Source organism: Aeromonas sp. ASNIH8, from assembly GCF_002919855.1.
Taxonomy (GTDB): domain Bacteria; phylum Pseudomonadota; class Gammaproteobacteria; order Enterobacterales; family Aeromonadaceae; genus Aeromonas; species Aeromonas caviae.
Map to the genome: position 1 here is coordinate 1 of NZ_PQLN01000110.1, position 12,437 is coordinate 12,437.

Below are 12,437 nucleotides of genomic sequence, written 5' to 3' on the forward strand. Positions count from 1 at the left end.
ACGCAAGGCGAGCGTAAGACGGAAGCAAAAAATCGCAGGAATGAGCAGTGAATATCTGGAAACGGTACTCAATGCGGGTCTCAAAAAACTGGGTGAAATTTAACAAAATGTTCACGCTCTCACCCTGCCCATGCCATAGGAAGGCTTATCGAACCATCATCATCACCAAAGAGGTCGCACTTATTCTCGTAGAAGTCATCATCCAGCTTGGGATTACAACCAGCTGCATAGACCACCGTTCCACGAGAGGCCGGACTACCTTCGGCTTTTGCGTTGGTGATCAAGTACAAGCCATGATCCCCCACCAGCACCAGCGAAGGCTTCACTTTGCTCTGGTCGATGTATTTTGAAGACGGCCAAAAGAATTCACCTACTTTCTCAGCTTCCTGCTCACTGCGGCCATGTTCATCGCGTGGTACGCCATCCGGATACATTACGGGATTGAACAGATCATCAGTGCTGGCTGAGTAGGCTGGTGCGGCTTTGAGTTCGTCTACAAGCTTTTTAACTTCTTGGATTTTGAAAGAAATGATGGACATGAGTATTCCTCGATAATCAGAGGCCTCATCCCCCAGAAGGGGGAAATCAGCCCCCTGTGGGTTTTAGTAAAGGGCGGTTACCCAAGGGGTAACTGCTTACGTTTCACAGCTCGGGACCAGACTGATCCCACACTAAACTTTCACACCGGCCCAGTTTGCTGGGGTGTATGCCGCCCCGCAGAGGAAGGAACCGTCGGTTTTCAGTACCAGCACATCTTGATAGTCTGGCGTCAACTCGATGCCATTCAGATGTGTGCATTGGTAGTACAAGCCCTCACGAAGCACTTTCAGTGTGTAGCCTTTCGTGGTCGTGATGGTTGTGCTGTTTTCCATGATGATTTCCTCAAAAATTTGAGGCTTCATCCCCCAACAGGGGAACTCAGCCCCCTGGTGGGTTTTTCTCAAGGGCAGACCCTACTGGGTTGCCGCTTTTTAAATCAACGGTACCGTGCTCAATTCACTATCCGAAGTAGTGTTCTCTTGCTGATACTGTTGGTCGTTTTTCTTGGAGTTCATTGATCAGTTGTACAATCCTGACCAGCGCATCGATGTGAGACTTGCAAAGCTCCGCACTTACGCCAATGGCGGATACAGCCTCCTTCAACCGGTTCTTGTCGGCCTGCTGCGCATTTTTCGCCGCTCTGGTGTTGCTATAAAAAGCCCCCCAACCGCCCCTGTTGGAAGAGGGGAGCTCTTTTTCCCAGCCAAGAAATCCTTCTTGCTGTAGCTGTCGATATATATCTTCCGGCCATACCGACTCCAAATGCTGGAGCTCGTAGTAGTCGGGTCGGTACCATTTCGAATATAGGGCTTTCTCAGCATCTGATATGGCTACAGAGCCACACAGTTCCCAGCTATCCCTCTTTTCGTCAGCTTCCCAGCCAATGTTTGCAGTGATGGTTTTGTCATCGAGCTGAAACGTAACTATGTCACTGAGATCTATAAGTTTTCCCATGATGATTTCCTCAAAATGTTGAGGCTTCATCCCCATCAGGGGAACTCAGCCCCCGATGGATTCAAAAACTAGCGGCTACCCTAGGGGTAGCCGCTTTATGCTCAATCAAGCCGCAAAAGATGTCAGGGACCGCTCAAGCAACTTGAACAACGTGCGCTGGAGAGCCGCCGCGTCATCAATGACAATGTTCGTTGGGAACAGTCTTGTTACCGCGTTGGTCTCAACTCCAATGCCGATCACTTCAACATTACTGCGTTCACAGAGGTTGATGACCGAGCTACAAGCTGGGGCATTTTGAGGGGCCCCATCTGTTACTACGATCAACATCTTGCGTTCTTCACGAGTCTTGGTGAGCTCAAAGGCGGCATACCAAATGGCTTCCGCCATCGGGGTATTACCTCTCGCTTTGAACCCGAACCTACCGGCTCGATTCTGAACAGTTTCTCCATGTTTCACAGCACTGAACACCGGCTGCTTCTCATCACCGCCGAAGAAGGTAACGGCCGGATTCACGCCGGGGATTGCATCCAGCGCCATAGCAATGGCGAGGGATGCTTCCCGTGCGATGTCCTGACGCTCCTTTCCATTGGCTGCCCGGTAGGACATGGAAGAGCTCATATCGACCAAAATGTGCACCGCCGTATTAGGGCGCTGCTTGGCCTCCGGTTTGAGAAAGACGCGAGTATCACCGGTCACTACGCGATGTAGCTTCCGTGCGTCAAGACGCTTCCCAGACCGCTGGCTGCGGTGGGCAACTCGCTGGCTGGCCTGAACCAGGCCATAGAGCTGCTGTCTGATCTTGGTAGTGGTGCTCTTCACATCCCCAATCAGGCTTTTACCTGCGGCGGGGTTGTTTTGGGTGTCACTGGCAGTACGAACAGTCGTATAGCTACTGTTCCCCTGCTCTTGTGCCACTTGGTTGAGCTCGGCTTTAAGTGCGTCATGCGCGTCACCACGCAAATCACCGGCACCGGCATTAAGAACCTGTTGGAGCAACTTGGCCGCGTCCTGTTTGGACGTGCCATTATCGCCACCAGCAGATTGCTGTCCTGCCTGAGTGCTCCCGTCGGCATTCGATGAGCCTTGGTCGCCTTGTCCTTTCGGATCAGACTGACCACCTGCCCCTTCTTGCTTCTGGTCTTGGCCTTGTTGATCGCCACCATTGCCACCTGTGCTTTGGTTTTGATCTTGCCCACTCCCGCCTAGATTGCTCTGAGGTTGTTCGCCACCTGCATTTTGCTGGTTTTGATTCCCCTGACCATTCTGGGATTTTTGAGCTTCCTTCTCCTTTTCCTCCTCAATCATCTTGATGATCTCGTCGGTCAAGGAAACGACCTCAGCGGTGGATTTCGTATTCACGGCTTTACGCAGCAAAGCGTTGAGCCGAACAACGACACCTTGAGGGAACACCCGCCCGATAACGGCGGTGGCCGAATCGAGGTAGGGATGCAGGACGCTTTGACCCACAGCCTTGGTTTGCAGCCAGTAGAGGCAGAACCCTGTCAGGATCGAGGCCGGAGCCTCGTCGTCAGTCACATGTGCATAATGGCCCGCTTGCGCCATATACCGAGCAACTTCATTCAGGGTTTGCCCAGTACCAGGGAAGAGATCCATCATGGCCCGTTCAATGCGGCAGTCTTCCAGGATGTTGGACAGCTCAGCATGAAGGCCTTTACGGCGATGCACACCAAAATCCGTAAAACGGACGTGGGCGGCCTCATGAGCCAAATACCCCCAGACGGCATCCATGTTCGGATAATCGTCAGGGATATTCGGTACCACGATGGTTTTTCCGTCGGTGTAAGCAGTATCGTTACCGATCGCCACTTTGACACCGAGCTTCTCTCCATAAGCCGCTGCCACGATTGGCAAGGCGCTATAGATGGTTCTTTTCTTGGACATATCGTTTCTCCAGGTAGAGAAGGAGATAGTCCATCCCGGAGGGTGGCTATCCCCTCCGGGTCGGTTTATTGAACGAGGCGCTTAGAAGTAAAGATCGTTTACGCCGTCGTCTTGAGGTGGCAATTCAACCACTGTGGTTTGGTTCACCACTACATTTGCCACTGGCGTTTTCAGAGGTTCCTCAGCCATTCCCGGTACTACCGGTGCAGCGTTGGTCTGCTCCCCTGTCTGACCACCAGCATCCACTGACGTATCCCGAGGATCCTCAGTCACTCCCGGTACTACCGGTGCAACATTGGTCGGCTCCTCTTTCTGACGACCAGCTTCATTACTTTGTGCAAAGTTGTTGAAGAACGCATCGATGTCATCCTCATCAACCTGCAACTCAGCAGCTTGCGCATTGGTGTTCCCGATTTCGGGAGTAACCGGTGCGACAGGCTGTGCATTAACGTGATGAACCGGCTTCTGGTCGGTGTTCACAACGAGCTCAGCGCAAACCATCCCCACGGCCATCCCTTCCACAGTGAGAGCTCCATTGGAGTATTGTTCAATACGTCCTTTGTCACTCATGATCAGCACCGCTGCCACCACCTGGTAGAAGAAAGGTGCAACGACATTTCGACCTTCTGCATGTTGATCGTAACCCCGAAGGGTTTGATCGAGCAGCTTAACCAGAGGGGTAAACGCACTGTTCAGGAAGCTCAGCCCATCCACTTTATCGCGGATGTTACGGAGGGTTTGTCGTGTCGTGAGAGCACATTGATCACGACCTGCCAGACGCTCCATATAGAACTTATTGGCTTCCTGAGTAACTTCGGTGATGAGGTCATCCCCGAGACACTCGACCTTGCGGTTGAGCTTCATTGCATGGTCTGTATCGCTATCAGCCACGATCATGAATGCCTGGTATTCGAAGGCAATCCGCTTCTCGACTGTCTCCTTCGGGAGAGCGCCAGCGCGAAGAGCTCCTTCGTATTCAGGGTTCTCCTGACACCACTCATCAACGGCCATGTTGTAGCCCCTGATGAAGTCTTGCTTTAGAGCATTGAACTGGCTGCCCACATCATCGAGCTTTCCAGTAATTTCATCGACCTTCTCTACCGGGACGGCAAAACCGTTCATGAACGGCATACCGAATTTCAGCAGGAGACGGCGAGTTTCTGTTTTCAGACGATGGAAGCCTTTCAGCTTCGCCGGATCACAGATTTTTTTACTACCGAGCAGTGCAATCTTCTCGGGGGGGATTTCTCCACCCACTCCCAACTTCAAGTCCGCAGCGGTCAAACGGGTCTGGCCGCTCCAGATGTCGAAGTCAACGTGAATGATGCACAGGCGATTCAGGTGGTTCACTTTAGTCATGATGCACTCCATATTTTTGAGGCGCATCACGTCCCATACCGGGCGGATGCGCCCGGTTGGGCTAGAAAAAAACGTTCGTTTGCTGTTTGTTTTTGGCGACCAGCTATCGCACTCTTCGCTCTCCGGAGAGAACAAAATCTACTTTCCATTGGAGACTCATGGAGTCCACAGTGGAAAGCGGGTAAAGCGGGGAAATCCCCGCTTACCACCAACTTGACGTTACTTCTTCCGATAGATTTTGGAGAGGGGCCAGGACCCTATCATCCACAATGTATCGTGGTTTCACCGAGCCAGTTACCGTCACTCGGCACCGTTCTGATGAGTTTTCTCTGTACTGGTCGATGTCTTCGGGCTTAACACCCGCAGCCTTGTCAGCCAACAGCTTCTTGTAGTCCACCCTGCCTGCCGCTTTGTACCTTGTCACCATCACGCCACAGTAGTCAGCATGGAAGTATTGCCCCATAAGGGTCTTCATGGTGTCGAGGTGAGGTTTCTGCCTTTCTTGCAACTCGATCAAGCGCTGTTTCAGCTCCTGAGCCTCTGCATCATAAAGACGGTACTCCTCAGCCGCAGCAATCCATGCGTTAACCTCTTTACCTTGCGGTATGAAGAGGTCTTTCTCCGGATCTTTTTCGGGCTCCTTCTTGTCCACCACTTGCTGCCAGAACCGCTGTGCCTCAGCCAAGATCTCTTGAATCATGGCTTCATCACGGAGTATGGGGAACTCTAGGATCTGACCTTCAAAGTAGAAGACTAACCAGCCTTGCTTTGCACCCGTTGCCAAGAGCTGATGTTGCACTTGCGGGTAGTAAAGCCGGTATGCGTTGCTGTTTGCTTTCTCAAGACAAACTTCTTGCCAGACAGTCGCGCTCGGGCATTTCAGCTCGACCGGTTCACCGCAATCCCTCAGTCCATCCAATGAAGCACGGATGAGGGGGTATTGTTCCGACTCGACACAGACTGGAAGCAGCATGTCATCATGCTTATTCTCAAATGCTTGCCTTGCCAGATCTTCATTTTCAACCCCTCGGCGAACCAAAGGATTGAGACTCAGATCGACTTCACGCGCATATCCAGTCTTCTCGGCCCACAGTCTCCATCGGGTTTTGTACGGGGAACGATTGAGCAGGATAGCGGCGTCGGTGGCTGTGATGCCTCGACGCCGCCATGCAAGCCAATCCTCCTCGCGCTGCGACAGGTTGACTATTTTCATGACGGACCTCTCCAGTGATTAAAGGGGAGATCCCCCCATCGGGGGGACGCCCCCCGGTGGGGTTTATTATTCGTACCATTCAGCCTCTTCCAACTCGGGTGGCTGTTCCACCGCATGGGTAGGTTGAGAATGGCCCTGCTGCACTACCGGTCCTGCTTCTGCCTGTCCATGGTCACTGACTGGCGTTTGCATATCCTGGTAGTCGCCCTCAACTGGCGGCATATGGCCCATCTCTTTCTCACGCAAGAAGTGGACTGCATAGGCCAACTGAGTACCGCTGTATCGACTATTCACATACTCGTGGGCAGCCGACCAGGCTTTGGCATTAATGGCGCGGTCCACAAGCTTATTCAGTCTGGAGTCCAGTTCTTTATGCTCAATGAGCACAACTTCTGGCCCTTGCTCTGATTCACTCTGGCTCATGCTCTCCGGAGATGGAAGATTGCCGATGGCGGGGTTAATCGCCGTAGCCTGATCCATTTCACGGATACGTTCGGCTTCATCCTGGTCGTAGAGACCAGAGAACCCCAACGCGACCCGAGCACACTGAATCAACCCTTTGTGACGAAGTTGACGCTTGGTGTGGGTTTGCCATGGTCCATTAATTGTGTATGGACCATTCTGACCATTACCTTGTACGGGCAGACGATAGACTTCATCGATAAACTCCTTGATGCGGGTGGGGCGAGATCTGTCCTTACGGTAAATCACACACTCAATCCACTCAGGGCACTCAACGTTTGCCCCAGGCATTTTGACCATCTTGTCCGCATACACGAACTCGACGCCATCGTACTGGGGGTGGTCATTGATAATGCGGCTCCAACCATCGACACCCACAACAGGGAAAATCCCTTTGTTTTGTTTGTCCGGAAACGCATAGATCTCTCGCGTGAATGGGTTCAGGTTGTACTGTTCTGCAACCACCAATAGAGCCAACATCTGCTCATTAGTTGGCGCACTGCCGTCACGCTGCTTAAAGGCCGTTGCCTTCAAGGCCTCATAAAACTTCTCTTTATCGACACCGAAGCGAGCTGCAATACGGGCGATCAGGGATTTGTTATCAGACATGGTGTTTCTCCTGAATTAAGGGGGACACCATGCCCCTCGGGGCAATAGCGCCCCCGAAGGGTTAATGACAAATAACTTGGAAGGGAAAGACTCCCTCCTAAGGTTAAAAGAACAAGTCCTCTTGCTCAGTTTCAATCCCAGCCAGACAGATCAGTTCAGATGCAAGGCCAAGCCTTTCCGCATCTCTCCTCACCTCGTCATAGCTGAAACCAAACCGCTCAATAAAGGGTACCAACGAATCAAAGTTCGAATACTCAAATGGATTGCCCTGCTCATCGCAGAACGTCACCCACGGAGCATTGCCCACACCGACAAACGTATTTGCATATTGCTGCTGCAAGTAAATCAACATCAGCAACGGCAAGTGGCCATGCTCAAAGCGAATTTCACCAGCGCCTTCCAGTGTGTCCGGATTGATAGTGTTTTCGCCAAGGCTGCGATCAACTCTGAGTTCAAAGCCACTGCCTGTACGCATCAGCACACCTGGCAGTTGCTCATCGCTGCTCTCTTTTCTCTCTACCTTGAAGCCAATCAGATCGGCTGCTTTGGCAAAGGTACCTAGGAGAAACCCTTTGTAAATTTGTCCCCCTCCTGTTGGAGGGGTAGACAACCAGTTAACTGAACATCCCCCAGTGGAGGTGTTCGCCGCCACTTTCTCCAATCCCTGAACAATACGTGTCGTTGCGTTTACCAGTACCTCGTCCAGGTAGACATACCCCTGCTCGATTAACTGCGACACATACTGCTTTTCCAGATCCCTAAAGACCATCGGGATCGTTTCAAAACTGTTGGCTTCAAAGGTGGTAGAGAGTTTTGTTTGGGCCCATTGCTGAGCCTTCCCATTAACAATGACCTGGGAAATTTCCACCAGCCCAAAATGGCCTGGAGCGGATGTGCTTGGCTCACGAAGTATTTCGAAGCCAATCAACTTCTCTTTCACTTCCCAACCGGTTTCATTGGCAAGACTGTAACGACGGCACAGACAATCATTGAGCTTCATCATCGTCCCCTTAGCGCCACTGCTCGCCAAACACATCCTTCGCAATGCGCAGGATGGCTTCACGTTCCTCTTTCGCCGCCCTGATCAGCAAAGCTTGATCGAGGGCATACTCAAGAGCGTTCGGGGCACCACGGAAGGCGAGAGAAAGCTTGGCCCAGCGCACCAAGGTCCGAGTGGACATGGTAATGCTGAGCTGACCATCTTCACCGTTCTCACCGAGGAACAACTTCCGAACTTGGTTGGCGATTCGCACCATTCCATTACGGATATTCTCCGGCAAGTTTGGAGTCACACGCCCAAGGATGCTGAGTTCAGCAATGTCTTCGGCATACCCCACCTTAATGAAACGATAGCGATCCATTGAGGCGATATTCTGCATCATCACGCCTTGGTATAAACCAGAAGCATCACCGGAACCCGTAGAATTGCCGGTAACCATCACACGAAACATCGGGTGCGGCTTGATGATTTCACCACCGTTCTGAGCGATCACAAGAGGGCGACCTTCAAGGACGTCATTGAGACCAGCCAGCTCGGCAGGATCAGCCAAATCCACCTCATTGATGAGGAGGATATGACCTTCACGCATAGCCACTGCCAGCGGCCCATACATGAACTGCATGACAGGGGGTTCACCGGGTTTTGCTGCAACCAAAGCGTGGTGTCCGATCAGATCGCACAGCTCCATCCGCCCATGGGCAGTCATTTGCTGTACAGGCCAATTCAGACGACCCGCGATTTCAGTAATCCCGGAGGTTTTACCTGACCCGGTAGGACCAGTCGCGTACAAAGCGTCACCGCCAGGTTCTTTGAGAAAGGCCAAAACCTCTCGCACGAACTCTTTGCGGAAAACGTAGTTGGGGTCAGTAGCAGGGATGAACGGGTTAGTGGTATCGGCATAGCCAACAGCCAAAACCTTTTCAGGGATGCTTGGCATACCGAAGACCTTGCTTACTGAGTATTGAGCGTATTGAGACATAGATGCGTTCCTTATAAATGGCAGGCGCATCTATTCCCGAACCGGGAGGATGCACCCGGATGGGCTAGAAAAAAAACGTTCGTTTGCTGTTTGTTTTTGGCGACCAGCTATCGCACTTTTTCGCTCTCCGAAGAGAACAAAATCTACTGACTGATGACCGAGCCATGAGTGAGCAGACTTGCTTCAAGTTAGAGGTGGCCTCTTTGTGAGGCCACCTCTTAATGGACGAACATAATCACATCGTCGTCCTGGCCGATGACGCCCGTTAATTTGGCCCATCTCTCCGCTTCGCTATGCGCCAGTTCTGCGCTGGAATAGAGTGCCGAGTCAAACCTAACTTCGCGCCCGTCGGCAAGGTAGATGATGCCTTTGTTATCGTCGTATACGTGTTGTTGCATTCGACATTCCCCCTGTAGCCTGTCGTCAAAGCCAGCTCATCCAGCGGGCTTTAAAGACAAGCCACAGAGGCTTGACCAAAGAGAGAGGTGACCCTCTCTCTTTGTATTAACTATCAGCGGTAGCCAAACCACTCAGCAATCTTCACCAGCAGGCGAGATATGAACCAGGCGGGAGGGATACATGCAGCGATGATAGCAATTTCCATGATGTTGCTCCTGGAGTTAAAAGGGGCAACATCCCCAGCGGGGAGAGTTGCCCCGATGGGTTAAAACAGTCAGTGACGACCGAGGTTACCAGACGATATTGGTACCCTTACGCAAGTACGCAGGGACATCGAGATCCGGATAGGCCAGCTCGAAATCAATACGCGGAACATTAAATGCTTGCGGTTCAAACACAACAATAGCTTTAGGCTTGCGGGCTTTGGCTACGTTCTTTGTTATGACGGCCTTCAAAGACCGCATTGCTGGCTCGACAAGCTTGTTCTTGAGGAACAAACCAATCGAAGCGACTGGGAGCTTGTTCCAGAGGAATAAGCCGACGCGCTGAAACAGCTTGGCAAGGGCAACAAACGAAAGTGCAAAGACCTTCGCGCCGAAGTAAAGCATACCCAGAGCGACGAACAGAACAGCAATGAAAGTGATGATGTGCATGGTGTTACTCCTGAAAGGTAGTACAGGGGCAACACCCGATAACCGGGAGTACGCCCCCGGTGTGGGGTTTAAAAATGCCAGATGGCACATAGCAGAATGCTGTTTGTTTTTGGAGACCAGCTATCTCACACAAAGTCGCAGAGCGACTAAGAGGCTTCAAATATAGCGGATCTATTTAGGATAGAAAACGCTGTAGACGTCCATTTTGGGCAACTTGAGCTATCTGATTACGAAAAAAATCTCTTTATCCTTATCGTGCGTTTACCCCGTACCCTAAGGAGCATACCAATGGCAGAAGCACAAGTAGCCGTCACGGCAAGCCAGCCGCGGCCGAACGTCAGTCGTCCGGACTACTCTCGTCCGGTGTTTAAAAACTCAGTCACAATGAACAGCCTCCAGGCCCAACGAGTCATGGATCGCAGTTTTGACCGGGTATCTAACTCATTGTTCTCTATTGATGTTATCCTCCGCATCATCGGCGAACAGGATGAAATCGACCAGGTTGAATCTGTCATCCTGGAACTCATCGCCAAGGTTTCCGAAGATCTTGATAAGGGCACCGCCCAACTCAGGAAAGTGATGGAAGACAATGGTATCGACGGTATGCCTGGCTACAGCAATCCGACCACCTATGACATCGAGATCAGTTCTCCCCAAGTAGCCCAGTTTGTTCATCTGATCCGCAAGCTGGATACCTTGATGGGTCTCGTCGATACACTCTGGCTCAATGCCATCCTCAGTAACAAGCAGCGGACCGAAGCGAACTACCAGTGGCAACAGCGCCTGTTCAAACTGGCTGGCCGGATCATTGGCCTCGAAAAACGGGCCAGAGTTGCCGCCCATGCCAAGGGCAAAGAAAGTGAAGTCGCGCAAGCCGCACCCGTCGCAGCTCAACACGAACTGGATGCGGAAGTGGAAACTGATCAGCCAACCACTCAAGCCGTCGCCGTCGCATAGAACAACCCGTGCACATCCCGTGCTTTTGCCCCTCACTATTTTGAGGGGTTTTTTTTACCCATTTTACAGTTGCATTATTTGATGCCGTGATATTATCTCAGTCAATGAAGTGAAACCCCAATTCAGGTGAGTAAGGAGAACGTAATGAATAAGATACTGATCGCCACTACAGCTCTGTGCATGGCTGCGCTCTCTGGCTGTGCAAGCACGAGCGCCAGCTATGAACCGGTGACGTACAAAGCCGACCACAGCCGCGCTTTCAACATTGCTGAGGCCGGTGGCCTGAAAACAGGGATTCAGGATGCGTCTGTTCCACGCGATGAGTTGGAGCGACTGACAGACACCAAAACCTTTGGGGCCGCCTATGTACTCTCTGGCTATATATCCCCGAGCATCGGTGGGTTATCAGACTGGCAGGGGGGGGTGGTGAATTTGGCTAACTGGGCAATTGGTCCCAAGCAGCATGGTGCCCGCAACAGCCTGCTTGCTTGGATGCCTGCAAGCGAGGCTGCATCTCCAGCCGACGCAAAAGCCAAATTTATTTCACATGTGAAAATTTCTGTCGAGTCATCACTGACGGATCTGGGGGCTCAGTTCACCCTGCTCTACGACAAAGATGGCAACCTAACGTACCAATTTTACAAGAACGAATGGGACTGCCTGACCTGGACCAATGGTAAAAGCAAGGTTTCGGATATGTGCTCCATTAAGGTACGTGTTGTAGAACCTAGTCGGGGCACAGCTCCAGCATTCATTACTGGAGTTCAAGGGGATGCGTACGCTTTCACTTCCGGTCATGAAACGCAGTTTAACTTCATCAATGTCACGAATGGCGCGGCAAGTCATGCTCCTGAACAAGCTATCTATGCCAAAATTAGCCAAAGCCTCCCAACTTGGGGCTTGATCTATCTAGCACCTAAAGCAGTCACTATGGAAAGCGGTGATAAGGTCCAATTCCCGTATCTGCTTGAAAAGGGTAAACCCGAGCTCTTTGTTTACCCTTCTTGAACATCCCCCTCTTCTCTGGCCGCCATACTGGCGGCCATTTTTTTGTTTCCAAAAATACCAGTATTAGCACCCACTCCTGCAACCGCCGCAGCAAACCAGTCAGGGCACCGGGGCCCACCGGCCATGATCACCCCAGCTGGTGGACCAGCTCCGGCACCCTGCCGTACCGGCACCGGTCTCCAACGCTCGGGAACCGTGGTCGCCGCTGGCCCCCGGCCATGATCACCCCAGCTGGCGGGCCAGCTCCGTCACCCTGCCGTACCGGCACCGGTCTCCAACCGACATTCCGCACCTGATTTAGGAATAAATTTGCCGATAGCGCTCACCCAATACCTCCAAAATGATCTGCTGGTCTCCTGTTAGCTCCGTTACTTGTGGCGGAGCTTCTCCCAGTCGATATTC

13 protein-coding genes are annotated in these 12,437 nt (G+C 52.0%); 2 read left to right on the top strand and 11 right to left on the bottom strand.

What is annotated here, in order from left to right:
- Nucleotides 1-119: 119 nt before the first annotated feature.
- The 11 genes from C3418_RS20250 to C3418_RS20305 all read right to left on the bottom strand — a co-directional run bounded on the left by C3418_RS20250 (nucleotide 120) and on the right by C3418_RS20305 (nucleotide 10,070).
- Nucleotides 120-539: a DUF3085 domain-containing protein gene (locus C3418_RS20250; RefSeq protein WP_258040149.1), complete on the bottom strand. Its 420-nt coding sequence runs from the start codon at nucleotides 537-539 to the stop codon at nucleotides 120-122.
- A 132-nt stretch (nucleotides 540-671) separates the two neighbouring features.
- Nucleotides 672-872, bottom strand: coding sequence for a hypothetical protein (locus C3418_RS20255; RefSeq protein WP_139026988.1), 201 nt, complete (start codon nucleotides 870-872; stop codon nucleotides 672-674).
- Nucleotides 873-999: 127 nt separating this feature from the next.
- Nucleotides 1,000-1,494 carry a hypothetical protein gene (locus tag C3418_RS20260; protein WP_103859146.1) on the bottom strand — a complete coding sequence of 165 codons (495 nt, stop codon included), beginning with the start codon at nucleotides 1,492-1,494 and terminating at the stop codon, nucleotides 1,000-1,002.
- A 105-nt stretch (nucleotides 1,495-1,599) separates the two neighbouring features.
- On the bottom strand, nucleotides 1,600-3,396 hold the full coding sequence (locus C3418_RS20265; RefSeq protein ID WP_103859142.1) for a VWA domain-containing protein: 1,797 nt from the start codon (nucleotides 3,394-3,396) through the stop codon (nucleotides 1,600-1,602).
- Nucleotides 3,397-3,477: 81 nt separating this feature from the next.
- Nucleotides 3,478-4,755, bottom strand: coding sequence for a DUF3150 domain-containing protein (locus C3418_RS20270; protein WP_103859143.1), 1,278 nt, complete (start codon nucleotides 4,753-4,755; stop codon nucleotides 3,478-3,480).
- Between the two features lie 202 nt (nucleotides 4,756-4,957).
- Nucleotides 4,958-5,968, bottom strand: coding sequence for a YqaJ viral recombinase family protein (locus C3418_RS20280; protein WP_103859145.1), 1,011 nt, complete (start codon nucleotides 5,966-5,968; stop codon nucleotides 4,958-4,960).
- Between the two features lie 66 nt (nucleotides 5,969-6,034).
- A complete protein-coding gene (bet, locus tag C3418_RS20285) occupies nucleotides 6,035-7,039 on the bottom strand; it encodes a phage recombination protein Bet (protein ID WP_081374712.1) in 1,005 nt (334 codons plus the stop codon).
- Between the two features lie 103 nt (nucleotides 7,040-7,142).
- A complete protein-coding gene (locus C3418_RS20290; RefSeq protein ID WP_232484093.1) occupies nucleotides 7,143-8,042 on the bottom strand; it encodes a hypothetical protein in 900 nt (299 codons plus the stop codon).
- A gap of 7 nt (nucleotides 8,043-8,049) precedes the next feature.
- Nucleotides 8,050-9,018, bottom strand: a complete 969-nt coding sequence (locus C3418_RS20295; protein WP_073536840.1) for a CbbQ/NirQ/NorQ C-terminal domain-containing protein — start codon at nucleotides 9,016-9,018, stop codon at nucleotides 8,050-8,052.
- A gap of 218 nt (nucleotides 9,019-9,236) precedes the next feature.
- A complete protein-coding gene (locus C3418_RS20300) occupies nucleotides 9,237-9,416 on the bottom strand; it encodes a hypothetical protein (protein WP_073536839.1) in 180 nt (59 codons plus the stop codon).
- 291 nt (nucleotides 9,417-9,707) lie between these two features.
- Nucleotides 9,708-10,070 (bottom strand): hypothetical protein, encoded by a 363-nt coding sequence (locus tag C3418_RS20305; protein ID WP_073536838.1) that lies wholly within the window; start codon nucleotides 10,068-10,070, stop codon nucleotides 9,708-9,710.
- A gap of 288 nt (nucleotides 10,071-10,358) precedes the next feature.
- Between C3418_RS20305 and C3418_RS20310 the strand changes: the two genes are divergently transcribed.
- Together C3418_RS20310 and C3418_RS20315 are read left to right on the top strand one after the other, a co-directional pair.
- Nucleotides 10,359-11,027, top strand: coding sequence for a hypothetical protein (locus tag C3418_RS20310; protein ID WP_081375035.1), 669 nt, complete (start codon nucleotides 10,359-10,361; stop codon nucleotides 11,025-11,027).
- 144 nt (nucleotides 11,028-11,171) lie between these two features.
- The gene (locus C3418_RS20315; RefSeq protein WP_073536836.1) at nucleotides 11,172-12,035 is read left to right on the top strand and encodes a hypothetical protein; all 864 of its coding nucleotides are present in this window, start codon (nucleotides 11,172-11,174) and stop codon (nucleotides 12,033-12,035) included.
- Nucleotides 12,036-12,437 lie beyond the last annotated feature (402 nt).